Source organism: Kitasatospora sp. NPDC088264 (assembly GCF_040685715.1).
GTDB lineage: Bacteria > Actinomycetota > Actinomycetes > Streptomycetales > Streptomycetaceae > Kitasatospora.
Genome location: NZ_JBFBIR010000003.1, coordinates 134,005 through 150,064, shown reverse-complemented (window position 1 = coordinate 150,064; position 16,060 = coordinate 134,005). Strand labels below are relative to the sequence as shown.

Sequence of the window (16,060 nt, the reverse complement as noted above, 5' to 3'; positions counted from 1 at the left end):
CCCTGTGCCCTGTCGCGTGGAACGCGATCAGTGGTCGGAGCCGACCGGAGCGTCGAGGCGGTCGTTGTTGTGACGGACGCCCTCGGTGATGGCGACCGTACGGGCCAGGTCGGTGAGCTTCTTCTCCAGCGACCGGAAGCGCAGGTAGGTGTTGAGCGTCAGGAAGCCCATGGCGATGACCATCAGGTAGAGCACCAGGTCCGTGCCACGGCCGACGCCCAGTGCGGTGGCCAGCTTGGTCACGCCGGCCGGCCACAGGATCGCGATGACGTTGGCGATGACGAAGAGCGAGAAGGCGATGCGCTTCCACGCCCGGGTGTTCGCGGCGTCCCAGCGCCGGACGAACAGGAGGGCCATGCCCACGGCGGCCAGGACGAGGATCAGCTGGATCCAGAGGTGATTCATCGGCGGTTACGCTCCCGCAGCGAGATGTCGAAGAGGATGTTCACGCCGTTGATCAGGGACTGGCCCTTGGCGCGCGAGTAGTCGGTGTAGAGGATGTCCACCGGCACCTCTGCAACCCGGAGGTCCGAGCCGGCGAGGAAGGAGACGATCTCCGAAGCGTGGGCCATGCCGTTCATGGTGATCCGGATGCGGCTGGCCGCCTCCCGGTTCATCACGCGCAGACCGTTGTGCGCGTCGGTGAGCTTGAGCTTGCGGGCGGTCGGGCTGACCGCGGCGGCGGTGCGGAGCACGACCCGCTTGATCCACGGCACCTGGCCGGTCTGCTCGATGAAGCGGGAGCCGAGCACGATGTCGGCCTCGTCCTGGCGCAGCAGCGCCACCATCTTCTCCACGTCGGCGGTCTGGTGCTGGCCGTCCGCGTCGAAGGTGGCGAAGTACTCGGCGCCCTCCTGCCCCAGCGCGTACTTCAGGCCGGTCTGCAGCGCTGCGCCCTGGCCCAGGTTGACCGGGTGCCGCACCAGGTGGGCGCCGGTCGTCATGACGTGCTTCGCCGTGTCGTCGGTGCAGCCGTCGTCGATCACCACGATGTTGGGGAAGGTCTTGCGTGCCCCCTCCACGACCTCGGCGATCACCTGGCCTTCGTTGTAGGCCGGGATCACCAGCCAGACGTTGTCATAGTCGGACACAGGGGCTCCATGCTTGGCGAACGGCACGGCGTCGCGTGCCTCGGTCTGTCTGTCGGTGGTGATCACGGGCGTCGTCGGCCAATCACAGTCCGGTCCCCCGCCGTCACGAGGTCCGCAGCGGCTCGGCCGCGCTCCTGCTGTCCAGCCCGGAGTGCCCGGAGGCGGCGGGGCGGGAGGGGAACGCGCGGTACAGCGCCCACAGCATCAGGACGGCGCTGACCAGCGCGCCGGCCAGGTACGCGAGCTCGGCACGGAGACCGACGTCACCCGGGGAGAGGGCGACCGCAACCAATGCTACGGAACCGGCCGTCCAGCCCACCAGCTGTCGGCGGTGCTGGGCGCTCGACATCAGCGCCTGGCCGAAGACCGTCGCGAGGACGTAGCAGAGGGTGCCGAGGACGAGCCAGGTGAAGTCCAGCGGGTTGAGCAGGTCCTTGGCGTTGAAGAGCAGCGGGTTGAGCCAGGCGCCGAGCGCGATGACCGGCAGCCCGCCGCCGATGCACATGGCGGCGACGATCGCCGTGGTGCGGGTCAGCACCTTGCGGAACTCGGCGTGGTCGCCGGCCGCGGTGGCACCCGAGAGCGCGGAGACCATGGAGGCCTGGAGGGCGCTGTAGGCGAAGAGCGGCACGCGGGCCATCACCACGGCCTGGCCGAGGGCGAAGACCAGGGCGTCGGACGCCTCGGAGTGCTTCGGAGCGAGCAGGCGCACGCAGACGACGGTCGCGTTCACCACCAGCTGGCTGAGCATCACGGAGCCGATCAGCAGGCCGAGCCCGCTGGTGAGCTGGCGCCAGGACACCTCCGGCCCGGGGGCGCGGTCGGCGAGGATGCCGCGCAGGCCGATCAGCGAGGCGGCGACCGGGGCGACCACCAGGATCAGGCCGAAGGCCAGCGCCGAGTGCAGCCCGAGGACGGCGGTCAGCGCGGCCAGCCCGATGCGCAGGGCACCGTCGACGGCCAGCTGGGTGCCGTAGGGGCCGAACAGCCCGAGGCCGGCCAGCGCACCGCGGGAGACCGAGCTCACCGCGAGGCCCGCCATGCCGCCGGCGAGGGCCACCACGAGGGTCCGGTCACCGCCGAACAGCTGGTCGGCGATCGGGCCGGCGGCGGCGGCCAGCACCGCGCAGGCCACGGCCAGGATCGCCAGGGCGAGCAGCAGCATCCGCCGTACCGCGGGCAGTGCCCCCGCCCCGGACACCTTGCGGGCGGCGACCAGCCGCGTCAGCTCCAGTTCGACGGGCTGGAACAGACCCCACCCGACGGACATCACGATCGTCCAGAGCATCGTCACCCTGGCTGCACCGGCCGTGCCCAGGCTGTAGCCCACGAGCGCCATGTAGACGTACGCCGAGGCGCCGAGCACGACCGTCCCACCGACCACGAGCCGGGCCCCCGGGGGTAGCACCCCGAGCAGCTTGGCGATCGGGTTCTTCATCACATGATCACCGAATTAACCGGCCGACCTTGCCACACGTCTCCGCACGAGGCCGGCCCGGCCGTGCGATTGCTGTGAATAGTAGCGGGTAGCCGTGAACGTCCGATGACGGTGGCCCCCACCCTCAGACCCCCGGGAAGGTACGGGACCACGGCTCCGTCCAAAGGTTCTGAGGATCGCTCAGCACCGTCACCGTGACACCCTGCGCCGCCAGGTCCCGCTTGATCCGGTCGCCCACGGAGGGGTCGGCGGTCAGGACGGTCGGCGGGACGGGCGCGGCCGGGAGCTTGTCGATGGCTCCCTTGAGGCGGCCCAGAGACTTCTGGTAGTCCTCCTCCTTCACCTGGGGACCGCCGATGGACACCCAGTGGATGTCGTACAGCGCCGTCATGTCGCCCCCGCGCCGGTTCAGCAGCGAGGCGAGCCACGTGGCCTTGAGGTTCTTGTAGTCGTCGTTGGCGAAGAGCGCGATCACCGGGCCCTTGCTCGAGATGTCGAGCGCCTGCGCGCCCTTGGGGCCCATGTCCCCCTTGAACTCGCCGCGTCCCCAGGCCACCAGCGGGTTGGCGGACCAGGCGGACGGGTTGTCCTTGGTGGTCAGGAAGCCCCACTGCACGTTGGCGAAGAGGCTGAGCGCGGCGGCGACGGCGAGGCCGGACATCGCCAGCTCGCCGAGGCGGCTCGGCAGCGTGCGGCCCGTCCCCCGGTACGGGCTCTGCAGCATGACCCCGACGGCGCCGAGGGATATCAGGCTGACCACGACGCCCACGGCCGTCATCTTGTGGAAGTAGTACGAGTACTTGCCGATGGTGTGCAGCTGGTAGGCGGCGAAGGCGCTGAGCAGCCCGCCGGTGCCGAGCAGGACCGCGAGGTGCGCCTGGCCGACGGCGGTCCGGCGGTTGCGCGGCATGACCGCGGCCAGCAGGCCGAGCAGCCCGCCGCCGATGAGTATGGAGCGGTCGGCCCCGACGCTCGGGCCGTTCATGTTCGAGGCACTGGCCACGTCGAGGTTGCCCAGCACGGACAGGACGCTCGGCAGCGCGGCCACGCCCAGCGCGCACGCCAGCGCGCCGGCGGTCCACCACCAGCGCCCGGCGAACTTGCGCCGGTGCGCCGCCAGTGCGCCCAGCAGTGCCACGCCGACGAAGGCGCCGTAGATGTTGTACGCGTAGGTGACGGTGATCAGACCGGCCGACGCGGCCAGCACGAACTCGGTGGTGCCCATCGCCGGCCGGATCAGCACGGCCAGCGCGAGTGCTATCAGCAGCAGCCCGATGAAGGTCGAGTCGAAGCCGTGGACCATCAGGTCCATGTAGTTGCTCGCGAACATGATCGCGCCGACGGTCGCGCACACCGCCGCGCAGCGCCAGCCGCGCAGCCGCGGCCCGCCGATCCACCGGGCCGCCCAGACCAGCGCGGCGCAGAACAGCGCGTAGCCCACCAGCAGGTACAGGAAGTACCGGTTCATGGTGTAGAGCATGTCGCCGGAGTCGGCGGCGGAGTGGACGAGGGTGTCCGTCCAGGCCAGCAGGAAGTGGGAGCCCTGCGGGTACGTCACCTCGGACGGCGGTATCAGGAAGGACCGGGCCGCGTCCTGGTGGAGGAAGTTGAAGCCGCCGACGTTCTGGATGCCGGAGAAGAAGGAGAAGTGCGCGAGCCGGTCCTCCGACGTGGCGAAGTACGCGACCCGCTCGGCCGCCGACGTTCCCGCGATCGGGTGGAACAGGTAGTGCCAGACGCCGTAACCGGTGCCCAGGACCAGCAGGTCGGACCAGCGGAAGCGCAACGGCAGGCGCGGGCCGCGGCGGGCGGCCCAGGCGGCGACCGTCACCACGCTGAACATCAGGCCGCTGGTGGCGACCGGCGAGAGGCCCCACGGCCAGAGCGAGAAGAGCAGGCCGAACGTCAGCACCGAACCGGCGAGCACCAGCCCGGCGACGAACAGCCGGTCGAGCAGCACGCCGCCGACCCGGAGCACGGCGGCTATGGAGAACAGCAGCAGCGGCAGCAGCAGGACGCCCAGGTCCAGCGCGACCAGCCCGGTCGGCACCAGCCAGGACAGGGCCAGTCCCCCGGCCAGGACGAGCGGGTTGCGCCTGGACCGTCCACCGGTGGTCGACTCGGGCGGCGGCCCCGGCGGTGCGGTCGGACGTTGAAGCTCGCGCTCAGGCGAGGAATGTACGGTCGACACGGTGCCGTGCCCCTTCGGTCAAGTCCCTGCCGCCCGTCTCCCCGGCCGGGTGCGGACTTCCACTACCGTCAGCGGGCAGGCTACGAGCCACAGCATACCGAGGGGCCCGTCGGCACGACGGGCTGAGGGGCCCGGGTGGGCGGTCCGCGAACCAGTGGGAACGGCCGCCGTTCAGCCCCGGTTCAGCCCCGGAAGACCCAGATCTTCAGCAGCACGAACCGGGCCACCGTGGCCAGGCCGTTGGCGGCGACCAGTCCGGCGACCTCCACCGGCCGGGAGGCGTTCGGCGCCACCTGGTCCAGCAGGGCGAGCACGCCCGCGCTCAGGCCGAGCCCGATCAGGAAGGCCACCGCGCCCTGGAGCTGGTGCCGGACCATGCCCTGCGAGCCGGTGACCCCGAAGGTGAAACGGCGGTTGGCCGCGGTGTTGGCCACCGCGCTGACGGCCAGCGCGATCAGGTTCGCCGCCTGCGGGTCGGTGAACCACCGCGCGGCGACGAACAGCGCCAGGTAGAAGACGGTGCTGAGCACGCCGATGACCAGGAAGGACGGCAGCTGGCGGCGGGTCGACGGGGCCGGCTCGACGGGCTCCGCCGGTCCCTCGGTGACGGTCACCGGCCCGGGCCCCGCGCGTCGTCCTGCGCCGCGGCGTCCTGCGCCAGTTCGTCGTCCGCCGAGTCGTAGCCGACGAAGTAGGTCGGGCGGGCCTGCACCGCCGAGTAGATCCGGCCGACGTACTCCCCCAGCAGTCCGACGCAGATCAGCTGTACGGCGCCGATGAAGAGCATGCCGATGAACAGCGAGGACCAGCCGGGCACGGTCGCACCGAGCGCGTACGAGAGGGTGGTGTAGACCGCGAGGGCCAGGCAGACCACGAAGCTCACCAGGCCCAGCCAGGTGGCCAGCCGCAGCGGGGCGGCGGAGAAGTTGGTCACGCTGTCCAGCGCGAGCCGGACCATCTTGGACAGCGGGTAGTGGGTGCCGCCGGCCACCCGCTCCTCCCGGACGTACACCACCTCGCCGCTGGGGAAGCCGAGCCACGGCACCAGCAGCCGGTAGACGGGCTGGTGCTCGGGCAGCTGCTTGAGGGCCTCCACGGCCGCGCGGCTGAGCAGGCGGAAGTCGCCGGCCTGGTTGGGCATCCGCTTGCCGACCAGCTTGCGCATCAGCCAGTAGTAGGCGCCGGCCGTCCGGCGCTTGAAGGCGGTGTCGGTGGCGCGGTCCCCGCGCACGCCGTAGACGACGTCGAAGCCCTGCTCGCGGGCCAGGTCGAGCATCTCCGGGATCTTCTCCGGCGGGTCCTGGAGGTCCGCGTCGATGCTCACCACGTAGTCGCCGCGCGCCCGGTGGATGCCGGCGGTGAGCGCGGCCTGGTGCCCCGAGTTGCGGGCGAAGCGGACGATGCGGAACTCCGGCCAGTCCTGCCGGACCTTCTGCAGGACGACGGGGGTGGCGTCCGTGCTGCCGTCGTCGACGCCCACGACCTCGTAGTCGACCCCGAGCCCGTCCAGGATCGGCCGCAGCCGCTCGACGGTCAGCGGGAGCGCCTCCTGCTCGTTGTAGATCGGCATCACGACCGACAACAGTGGTGCCGTTGGCATGCGTTGGATCCCACTTTCCGCGACGGCGGGCTGGACGGTCGCCCGACAATAACAGCCGGCCATGAGCAGCCCGTGAGAGCCGGTGAAGGCCTGATGAAGGCCGAAGGGCTCCGCACACCTGGGTGTGCGGAGCCCTTCGGTTCGCCTGTACGGGACAGACAGGTCAGAACATCAATTACTTGATGATCTTGGTGACCTGGCCGGCGCCCACGGTGCGGCCACCCTCACGGATGGCGAACTTCAGGCCCTCCTCCATGGCGATCGGCTGGATCAGCGCGACCGTCATGGCGGTGTTGTCGCCCGGCATGACCATCTCGGTGCCCTCGGGGAGGGTCACGACGCCGGTCACGTCCGTGGTACGGAAGTAGAACTGCGGGCGGTAGTTGTTGAAGAACGGGGTGTGGCGGCCACCCTCGTCCTTCGACAGGATGTAGGACTGGGCCTCGAAGTCGGTGTGCGGCGTGACCGAACCCGGCTTGATGATGACCTGGCCGCGCTCGACGTCCTCGCGCTTGATGCCACGGAGCAGCAGACCGACGTTCTCACCGGCCTGGCCCTCGTCGAGCAGCTTGCGGAACATCTCGATGCCGGTGACCGTGGTGGTGGTCTTGGTCTCCTTGATGCCGATGATGTCGACAGTCTCGTTGACCTTGAGGATGCCACGCTCGATACGACCGGTGACGACGGTGCCACGACCGGTGATCGTGAAGACGTCCTCGATCGGCATCAGGAACGGCTGGTCCACGGCGCGGGCCGGGGTCGGGATGCTCTCGTCGACGGCGTGCATCAGGCCGAGGAGCTTCTCGCCCCACTCCTTGTCGCCCTCCAGCGCCTTCAGCGCGGAGACGCGGACGACCGGCAGGTCGTCGCCCGGGAACTCGTACTCCGAGAGGAGCTCGCGGACCTCGAGCTCGACGAGCTCCAGGATCTCCTCGTCGTCCACCATGTCGGCCTTGTTCAGGGCGACGACGATGTAGGGGACGCCGACCTGGCGGGCCAGGAGGACGTGCTCCTTGGTCTGCGGCATCGGGCCGTCGGTGGCGGCGACGACGAGGATCGCACCGTCCATCTGGGCCGCACCGGTGATCATGTTCTTGATGTAGTCCGCGTGACCCGGGCAGTCGACGTGGGCGTAGTGACGCGCCTCGGTCTGGTACTCGACGTGCGCGATCGAGATGGTGATACCGCGCTGCCGCTCCTCCGGCGCCTTGTCGATCTGGTCGAACGGCGTGAAGGGGTTGATCTCCGGGTACGCGTCGTGCAGCACCTTGGTGATGGCCGCGGTAAGGGTCGTCTTACCGTGGTCAATGTGACCAATGGTGCCGATGTTGACGTGGGGCTTCGTCCGCTCGAACTTCGCCTTCGCCACTGCAGTCCTCCTGAGGACAGTTCTGTACGCCGTGCTGACGTCAGTTGGTCTTTGATCGGGTTTGGCCCGAGGTGCCGGAAGCACCTCGCACCGTCCCGCGGGGTGGGGGCCGGAGGCCCCCCGGGAGGATCCGACCGGATCCTCCCGGGACGCCCCCTAATAGCCTAAGGGTTCGCAATCGTCCCGAATATCGGGACAGCCGCGGCCTCGTAGGGAGCCGGCTGGCGCCGGTCCTTACTCGCCCTTGGCCTTGGCGATGATCTCCTCCGCCACGGCCTTCGGAACCTCGGCGTACGAGTCGAACTGCATCGAGTAGCTCGCGCGACCAGAGGTCTTGCTGCGCAGATCACCGACGTAGCCGAACATCTCGGAGAGCGGCACCAGCGCCGTGACGACGCGGGCACCGTGACGCTCGTCCATGGACCGGATCTGGCCACGGCGAGAGTTGATGTCGCCGATCACGTCGCCCATGTAGTCCTCGGGCGTGGTGACCTCGACGGCCATCATCGGCTCGAGGAGGACCGGCTTGGCCTTCCGCGCGCCTTCCTTGAACGCCATCGAACCGGCGATCTTGAACGCGAGCTCGGACGAGTCGACGTCGTGCGCCTGGCCGTCGAGCAGCTTCACGCGGACACCCTGCAGCGGGTAGCCGGCGAGGATGCCGAACTCCATGGCCTCCTGGCAACCGGCGTCGACCGACGGGATGTACTCCCGCGGCACGCGGCCACCGGTGACCTGGTTGACGAACTCGTAGCCCTCGGCCTGCTCGAGCGGCTCGATCGCGATCTGCACCTTGGCGAACTGACCGGAACCACCGGTCTGCTTCTTGTGGGTGTAGTCGATGCGCTCGACGGCCTGACGGATCGTCTCGCGGTACGCGACCTGCGGCTTGCCGACGTTGGCCTCGACCTTGAACTCACGCTTCATACGGTCGACCAGCACCTCGAGGTGCAGCTCGCCCATACCCGCGATGATGGTCTGGCCGGTCTCCTCGTCCGTGTTGACCTGGAAGGACGGGTCCTCCTCGGCGAGACGCTGGATGGCAACACCCAGCTTCTCCTGGTCACCCTTGGACTTGGGCTCGATCGCGACGCGGATGACCGGGGCCGGGAAGTCCATGGACTCCAGGATGACCGGGGCCTTCTCGTCGGACAGCGTCTCACCGGTGGTGGTCTGCTTCAGGCCCATGACGGCGACGATGTCGCCGGCGCCCACCGACTCGATCTCCTCACGCTTGTTCGCGTGCATGCGGTAGATCTTGCCGATGCGCTCCTTCTTGCCCTTCACGGCGTTCAGCACCGAGGTGCCGGACTCCAGGCGGCCGGAGTAGATCCGGACGAAGGTGAGCTTGCCCAGGTGCGGGTCGGACATGATCTTGAACGCCAGCGCGGCCAGGGGCTCGTCGTCCGAGGCCTTGCGGGTGATCTTGGTCTCCGGGTCGTTGGGCTTGGTGCCCTCAACCGACTCGATGTCCAGCGGCGACGGGAGGTACTTGACGACCGCGTCGAGCAGGGGCTGAACGCCCTTGTTCTTGAACGCGGTACCGCAGAAGATCGGCGTGAAGGCCGACTCCAGGGTGCCCTTGCGGATCGCCTCGTACAGCAGCTCCTCGGGGACGTCCTCGCCCTCCATGGCGAGCATCATCACGTCATCGCTGACGTTCGACACCTCGTCCAGGAGCATCTCGCGGTACTCGTTCGCCTGCTCCTGCAGCTCGGCCGGGATGTCGACGATGTCGTACATCTCGCCCTTGGCGGCCTCGGCGGACCAGACCAGCGCCTTCATACGGACAAGGTCGACAACGCCCTTGAAGTCCGCCTCGGCACCGATCGGGAGCTGCATGACCAGCGGGGTCGCGCCGAGGCGGTCCACGATGGTCTTGACGCAGAAGAAGAAGTTCGCGCCCGTGCGGTCCAGCTTGTTGATGAAGCAGATGCGCGGGACGCCGTAGCGGTCAGCCTGCCGCCACACGGTCTCGGACTGGGGCTCGACACCGGCAACACCGTCGAACACCGTCACGGCACCGTCGAGGACGCGCAGCGAGCGCTCCACCTCGACGGTGAAGTCGACGTGACCCGGGGTGTCGATGATGTTGATGGTGTTGTCGACGTCGTCGACCGTCCAGTGACAGGTCGTCGCGGCCGACGTGATCGTGATGCCGCGCTCCTGCTCCTGCTCCATCCAGTCCATGGTGGCAGCGCCATCGTGGACCTCACCGATCTTGTACGAGACGCCGGTGTAGAACAGGATCCGCTCGGTGGTGGTGGTCTTGCCCGCGTCGATGTGCGCCATGATCCCGATGTTGCGGACCCTGGCGAGGTCAAGGGAGGTTGCAGCCATGGTGGCTCGTTCTCTCTCTGTCTAGTGACGGGGTAGGGACTACCAGCGGTAGTGCGCGAAGGCCTTGTTGGACTCGGCCATCTTGTGGGTGTCCTCGCGACGCTTCACGGAAGCGCCCAGACCGTTGCTGGCGTCGAGGATCTCGTTCATCAGGCGCTCGGTCATGGTCTTCTCGCGACGGGCGCGGGAGTAACCGACCATCCAGCGCAGCGCCAGGGTGCTGGCGCGGCCCGGACGGACCTCGACCGGAACCTGGTAGGTCGCGCCACCGACACGGCGGGACTTGACCTCGAGGGCCGGCTTGACGTTCTCCAGCGCACGCTTCAGCGCCACGACCGGGTCCGAGCCGGTCTTCTCACGGACGCCCTCGAGGGCGCCGTAGACGATCCGCTCGGCGGTGGAGCGCTTGCCGTGCAGCAGGATCTTGTTGACCAGCTGGGTGACGACCGGGGAGCCGTAAACCGGGTCGATGATGACCGGGCGCTTCGGGGCGGGGCCCTTACGAGGCATTCTTACTTCTCCTTCTTGGCGCCGTAGCGGCTGCGAGCCTGCTTGCGGTTCTTGACACCCTGGGTGTCAAGCGAACCGCGGATGATCTTGTAGCGGACACCAGGAAGGTCCTTCACACGACCACCGCGCACCAGCACGATGGAGTGCTCCTGCAGATTGTGGCCCTCGCCCGGGATGTAAGCGGTGACCTCGATCCCGCTGGTGAGGCGCACACGGGCGACCTTGCGGAGAGCCGAGTTCGGCTTCTTCGGGGTGGTCGTGTACACACGCGTGCAGACCCCACGACGCTGCGGGGAACCCTTCAGCGCGGGAGTCTTGTTCTTCTCGACCTTGTCCTGCCGGCCCTTTCGGACCAGCTGCTGGATCGTAGGCACCGTTTCTCCGTTTTCTGTGTGCCAAGGCTTGGTAAAACTAACCTGCGGTGATCCCCCGCACACGGCCCCGTGGTCGACCCACGCGGTCGGGTGTGTTGGGCTTATTCCGACACGGAATCCCATGAGCTGATGTACAGCGACGGCGCTCAACGCGCGGGGCGCTGGAAGGCGCTCCGGCTCGGCGCGGCGACCGGTGTGCATGCACGCACAAGGACCCGGGGACACCCCAGGCACAAGGTCAGAGCGTACCTAGCGCATCGGGCGCGGTCAAAACAAATGCAACGCCGCAGGTCGCGACCTTCGGCCGGATGTCCCGGGAGTGTCCCGGACGCGACCACCCGGTGTCGGGCCGCCCTCCACCCGCTCTACCACAGCCCGCCGACCGCCGCCACCGGGGCGGGACGCGCCCGGGGCGGCCCGCTCAGACCGGCACCTGCAGCATCACCAGGAGCAGCAGCGTCCAGAGCGCGCAGCCCGCGTAGCCGAAGAGCAGGCCGAGGGTGGAAACCCAGTCGCCGGCCCGGTCGTGGCTGCTCTGCTGGGCCTTCGCGATGTGCCCGACGACCACTGCGGGCAGCGAGAGGCCGGTCAGGCCGAAGACCAGTGAGGTGACCGCCAGCCCGTTGGTGGAGCGAACCGGCGGCGGAGGCGGCGGGAGGAAGGTCGCCGGGACGGGCGGGGCGGCGAAGGCCATCGGCGCCGGCATCGGGCCGGAGGGCAGGTCGGACACCAGCCCGGCCAGCTGGCCGTAGGTCTGCGCGACGGAGGCCTGCTCGTGGCGCTGCTCGTACTCCTCGGCGGAGAGCCGGCCCTCGGCGAACGCGGCCTTCAGCACGTCGATCGTCCGGTCCCGGTCCGCGTGCCCGGCGCGCATCCCCGTGTGGAACCCGGGCTGCGGGACGGACTGCGGGACGGGCTGGGGCTGCCGGTCCCCGCGGCGATCCGGCTCGCCGGGGCCCGAGGCTCCCCACGGTTGAACGGCCATCCGCACCTCCCGGCACCCGGCGCGGCCCCGCGCCCCTCGCTGTCCCTCACTGCCCCTCATAGTGCAGGACGAACGGCGCAGCTGAGTAGTTGCCAATTCCAGCCCGGCACCCGCCGTAACGCGCCGTCCGGGCGGCGCGCCTCACCCGTTCGGCCCACTCTCTCAGGGGATCCTCAACTCGGGAGACAGTCCGTTTCCGCAGTGACAGGCTGAGTCCGAGACACCCATCCGCCAGCGAACAGAGAAGGCCGCCATGCAGGCGTCAGCGCCGCCGCCGTCCGACCACCCCGCACCCGTTCCCCCCTCCGCCGTCAGCATCCAGGGACTGTGGAAGCACTTCGGCGGCCAGGCCGCCGTCGCCGGACTCAGCCTGGAGCTGCCGGCCGGCTCCTTCATCGGCCTGGTCGGCCCGAACGGCGCCGGCAAGACCACCACGCTGTCCATGGCCACCGGCCTGCTCCGGCCCGACCAGGGCACCGTCCTCATCCACGGCGGCGACGTCTGGGCCGACCCGGTCGCGGTCAAGGCCCGGATCGGCATCCTGCCCGAGGGGCTGCGGATGTTCGAGCGGCTCAGCGGCCGCGAACTGCTGCAGTACAACGGGCGGCTGCGCGGCCTGCCCGGCGCCGAGGTGGACCGCCGCGCGGAGGAACTGCTGGCCGTCCTGGACCTCGCCCGCGACGCCGACAAGCTGGTCGCCGACTACTCCACCGGCATGCGCAAGAAGATCGGTCTGGCCGCCGCGCTGCTGCACAACCCCGACGTGCTGTTCCTCGACGAGCCCTTCGAGGGCGTCGACCCGGTCTCCGCGCAGACCATCCGCGGCGTGCTCAAGCGGTACGCGGCGGCCGGATCCACGGTGGTCTTCTCCAGCCACGTGATGGAACTGGTCGAACAGCTCTGCGACTGGGTCGCCGTGGTCAACGCCGGCCGGGTGATCGCCCACGGCCCGCTGGACACCGTGCGCGGCGGGCGCAGCCTCCACGAGGCCTTCCTCGGCCTGATCGGCGTCCGCGAGGACGACGGCCAGGCGCTCGGCTGGCTCGGCGGACAGGCCGGTGGGCAGGCCGGCGCGCAGCTCGGGGGCGGGCAGCTCGGGGGTGGGCAGTGAGCACCGCCCCCGCAGCCGCCCGTACCCCGGTGCCCGACGGGCGGACGGTGGTCCGCGCCCTGGTGGCGCTCAAGCTGCGGCTGCTGCGCAACGGCCTGCGGCGCAGCCCCGGCCGGACCGCCGTGTACGTCATCGGCGGCGTCCTCGGTCTGGCCTTCGCGGCCGGCATCGCCTTCGCCCTCGCCATGATGAACGGGCGCTTCGACGGCTCCGGGGACGCCGGGGTGATGCTGCTCGGCGTGCTCACCCTCGGCTGGGCGGCGCTGCCGCTGTTCCTCTTCTCCAGCGACGAGAGCGCCGACCCGACCCGGCTCACCATGCTCCCGCTGCGGCCCGGCCCGCTGCTGCGCGGCTCACTGCTGGCCGCGCTGATCGGGCCCGGCCCGCTGGTCAGCCTGGTGCTGGTGACCGGCGCGGCGCTGTCCGGCGCCAACGGCGGTGCCTCGGCCGCGGCCGCGCTGGTCGGCGTCCCGCTGGCCGTGCTCTGCCTGGTCACGCTCTCCCGGGCGGTCGCCGCCGGCAACGCCCGGATGCTCTCCAGCCGGCGCGGCAAGGACTTCGCGATCTTCGGCGGACTGCTGTTCGCCCTGCTCGTGCAGGCCGCCAACGTCGGCTCGCAGAGCGTCTTCGGCCGGCCCGGGGACCACCTCGACCTCAGCCCGCTGGCGCCGATCGCCTCCGTGCTGCGCTGGCTGCCGCCGGTCGGCGCGGCGGACGCGGCCCGCACCGCCGGCGAGGGGCGGTACGGGCTGGCGCTGTTCCAGCTCGCCGCGGCCGCGGCGCTGCTCGCCCTGCTGCTGCGCTGGTGGCGCGGCAGCCTCCAGGAGCTGATGGTCACCGCCGACTCCTCCACCCTGGAGGTGGCCCGCGGCGTGCAGAGCTCGCGCGGCTGGAGCTTCCTGCCCGAGGGCCGGGTCGGCGCGGTGATGCAGCGCCACCTCCGGTACGCCTGGCGGGAGCCGCGGGCCAAGGCCGCGGTGTTCACCAGCATCGGCATGACGCTGGTGATCTGCGTGCTGTCGATGGTCCAGGGCTGGTCGAGCGTCTACCTGCTGGCGATGACCGGGATGTTCCTCGGGCTGCAGATGCTCAACCTGTTCGGCATGGACGGCTCGGCGTTCTGGATGGTCGCCGCCACCCTGCTCACCCCGGCCGACGCCCGGGACGAGCTGCGCGGCCGGGCCTACGCAGTGCTGTCGTACGCCGTTCCGGTGACGCTGGTGCTCGGGCCCGTGCTGGCCGCCGCCACCGGCGACTGGGCCGGCCTGCCGTCCGCACTCGGCCTCGCGCTCGCCCTGCTCGGCTGCGGCGTCGCGCTCGGCGCGACGCTCAGCGTGCTCGCGCCGTACACCATGCCGGCCGACAGCAACCCGATGCGCAACGCCGCCCCCGGGCAGGGCGGCCTGGTGCTGGTCAACCAGTTCGGCTCGCTGTTCGGTGTGGCGTTGCTCTCCCTGCCGGTGAGCGGCTACCTCGGCTGGGCGCTGCTCTCCGCCGGCCCGACCTGGCCGGTCCTGCTGGTCGGCCCGCTCTACGGCGCCCTGATCGCCGCCCTCGGCATCCGCTTCGCGGCCGGGCGGCTGCTGGAGCGCGCCCCGGAGATCCTGGCCAAGGCCGTCGAGCGCTGAGTCGCCTGCGTCACCCGGAGCGCCCGGTCCCGTCGAAGGGGCCGGGCGCTCCGGCATCATGGGCGGGAGGGCCGGACCGTCGAGGAGAGCAGGGACACACCGTGGGCAAGCGCGCGCAGCAGGACGGGGACGGGGGCGCCGGCCCACTGCTGGAGCAGGCGGTGCGATCGGTGCTGACGGCCCCGGACGAGACGCTGGACCTCGCCCTGGACACCGGGGCGTCGCTGCTCGCCGCCTCGGCCGGGCAGTGGCCGGCGGTCAGCCGGGCCCTGCTGGGGTACGCGGACACCGCCGTCGGCCGCTGCTGGTCCGCCGGGTGGCGTCCGGCCGACCTGGCCCGGGTGGTCCGACGCGGGCTGAAGCCCGTCCACCTGGCCCTCGCGGTGGACCTGATCGCCGCCGAGGGCCGTCGGCACCCCGCGGCCGCCCTCGACCGGCGCTGGCACGAGCAGCTGCGCGAGCTGGAGGCCGAGGTGTGGTGGCCGGGTGACGAGCAGTACCTCGGCGCCTTCGCCGACCGGCACCGGCTGGACCGCTTCGCGCTCGCCACCGCCGCCCTGGAGCTGCTGCGGACCTGGGGCCGGCTGCCGCCGATCTCCCCGGTCGGCCCCGCGCCCGGCCGGCGGCCGCAGGCCGAACGCGCCGCCGGCCCGCAGGCCGGCGAGCCGCGGATGCTGGCCCGGATCCGGGCGCTGCTGGCCAAGGCCGAGTCCACCGAGTACCCGGAGGAGGCCGAGGCGCTCACCGCCAAGGCCCAGCAGCTGATGGCCCAGCACAGCATCGACGACGCGCTGCTGGCCGCCACCGGCGACGACCGGAACACCCCGGCGGCGCTGCGGATCGGCGTGGACAACCCGTACGAGAGCCCCAAGACGATGCTGCTGGACGCCGTCGCGGCGGCCAACCGGTGCCGGGCGGTGTGGGCCAAGGAGTTCGGGTTCTGCACCGTCGTCGGCTTCGACGGCGACCTGGACGGCGTCGAGCTGCTCTACACCTCGCTGCTGGTGCAGGCCACCCACGCGCTCAACAAGGCCGGCTCCCGCCGGGACTCGCGCAGCAAGGCGTTCCGGCACTCCTTCCTGGTCGCGTACGCGGCGCGGATCCGCGAGCGGCTGACCGCCGCCACCGAGCGCGCGACCAGCGCCGCCGCGGCCGGCCGGCACCTGCGCGAGGACGGCACCGAGGAGCAGCTGCTGCCCGACGAACGGCTGCTGCCCGCGCTCGCGGCCCGCTCCGAGGCGGTGGACGACGAGGTCGGCCGGCTGTTCCCCAAGCTGGTCTCGCAGCGGGTCCGGGTGAGCGACGGCGTGGGCTGGGCGGCCGGGCGCGCCGCCGCCGACCGCGCCGCGCTGCACGGGCGCGCCGGGCAGATCCGCCGGTAGACCTGATAGAACGGATCCCGCCATGAACCAAGGGGGATCGA

Annotated in this window: 14 protein-coding genes; 3 read left to right on the top strand and 11 right to left on the bottom strand. The window is 70.7% G+C overall.

Annotation, left to right across the window (positions count from 1 at the left end; translation table 11 throughout):
- Positions 1-27: 27 nt before the first annotated feature.
- The 11 genes from AB0O82_RS04260 to AB0O82_RS04210 form a co-directional block, all read right to left on the bottom strand.
- A complete protein-coding gene (locus AB0O82_RS04260) occupies positions 28-405 on the bottom strand; it encodes a DUF2304 domain-containing protein (RefSeq protein WP_363580104.1) in 378 nt (125 codons plus the stop codon).
- Positions 402-1,091: a glycosyltransferase family 2 protein gene (locus AB0O82_RS04255; RefSeq protein WP_363580102.1), complete on the bottom strand. Its 690-nt coding sequence runs from the start codon at positions 1,089-1,091 to the stop codon at positions 402-404. Before AB0O82_RS04255 ends, AB0O82_RS04260 begins: the two co-directional genes overlap by 4 nt.
- Before the next feature lie 103 nt (positions 1,092-1,194).
- Entirely contained in the window at positions 1,195-2,529 is a 1,335-nt protein-coding gene (locus tag AB0O82_RS04250) for a hypothetical protein (RefSeq protein WP_363580100.1), read from the bottom strand.
- A 124-nt stretch (positions 2,530-2,653) separates the two neighbouring features.
- Positions 2,654-4,720: a hypothetical protein gene (locus AB0O82_RS04245; protein ID WP_363580098.1), complete on the bottom strand. Its 2,067-nt coding sequence runs from the start codon at positions 4,718-4,720 to the stop codon at positions 2,654-2,656.
- 182 nt (positions 4,721-4,902) lie between these two features.
- A complete protein-coding gene (locus tag AB0O82_RS04240; protein WP_363580096.1) occupies positions 4,903-5,334 on the bottom strand; it encodes a GtrA family protein in 432 nt (143 codons plus the stop codon).
- Positions 5,331-6,320 (bottom strand): glycosyltransferase family 2 protein, encoded by a 990-nt coding sequence (locus AB0O82_RS04235; protein WP_363580094.1) that lies wholly within the window; start codon positions 6,318-6,320, stop codon positions 5,331-5,333. Before AB0O82_RS04235 ends, AB0O82_RS04240 begins: the two co-directional genes overlap by 4 nt.
- A gap of 175 nt (positions 6,321-6,495) precedes the next feature.
- Positions 6,496-7,689 (bottom strand): elongation factor Tu, encoded by a 1,194-nt coding sequence (gene tuf, locus AB0O82_RS04230; RefSeq protein ID WP_031063092.1) that lies wholly within the window; start codon positions 7,687-7,689, stop codon positions 6,496-6,498.
- Between the two features lie 234 nt (positions 7,690-7,923).
- On the bottom strand, positions 7,924-10,029 hold the full coding sequence (fusA, locus tag AB0O82_RS04225) for an elongation factor G (protein WP_063348955.1): 2,106 nt from the start codon (positions 10,027-10,029) through the stop codon (positions 7,924-7,926).
- Positions 10,030-10,068: 39 nt separating this feature from the next.
- Positions 10,069-10,539: a 30S ribosomal protein S7 gene (gene rpsG, locus AB0O82_RS04220; RefSeq protein ID WP_148644378.1), complete on the bottom strand. Its 471-nt coding sequence runs from the start codon at positions 10,537-10,539 to the stop codon at positions 10,069-10,071.
- A gap of 2 nt (positions 10,540-10,541) precedes the next feature.
- Entirely contained in the window at positions 10,542-10,913 is a 372-nt protein-coding gene (rpsL, locus tag AB0O82_RS04215) for a 30S ribosomal protein S12 (RefSeq protein WP_014144289.1), read from the bottom strand.
- Between the two features lie 421 nt (positions 10,914-11,334).
- Entirely contained in the window at positions 11,335-11,898 is a 564-nt protein-coding gene (locus tag AB0O82_RS04210) for a DUF1707 and DUF4190 domain-containing protein (protein ID WP_363580092.1), read from the bottom strand.
- A gap of 253 nt (positions 11,899-12,151) precedes the next feature.
- On the opposite strand from AB0O82_RS04210, the gene AB0O82_RS04205 reads away from it, so the two are divergent.
- The 3 genes from AB0O82_RS04205 to AB0O82_RS04195 all read left to right on the top strand — a co-directional run bounded on the left by AB0O82_RS04205 (position 12,152) and on the right by AB0O82_RS04195 (position 16,019).
- Complete coding sequence (locus AB0O82_RS04205; RefSeq protein WP_363580090.1) at positions 12,152-13,009, top strand: ABC transporter ATP-binding protein; 858 nt, start codon at positions 12,152-12,154, stop codon at positions 13,007-13,009.
- A complete protein-coding gene (locus AB0O82_RS04200) occupies positions 13,006-14,637 on the top strand; it encodes a transporter (protein WP_363580088.1) in 1,632 nt (543 codons plus the stop codon). Before AB0O82_RS04205 ends, AB0O82_RS04200 begins: the two co-directional genes overlap by 4 nt.
- A gap of 101 nt (positions 14,638-14,738) precedes the next feature.
- Complete coding sequence (locus AB0O82_RS04195) at positions 14,739-16,019, top strand: DUF2786 domain-containing protein (protein ID WP_363580086.1); 1,281 nt, start codon at positions 14,739-14,741, stop codon at positions 16,017-16,019.
- Positions 16,020-16,060: the final 41 nt, after the last annotated feature.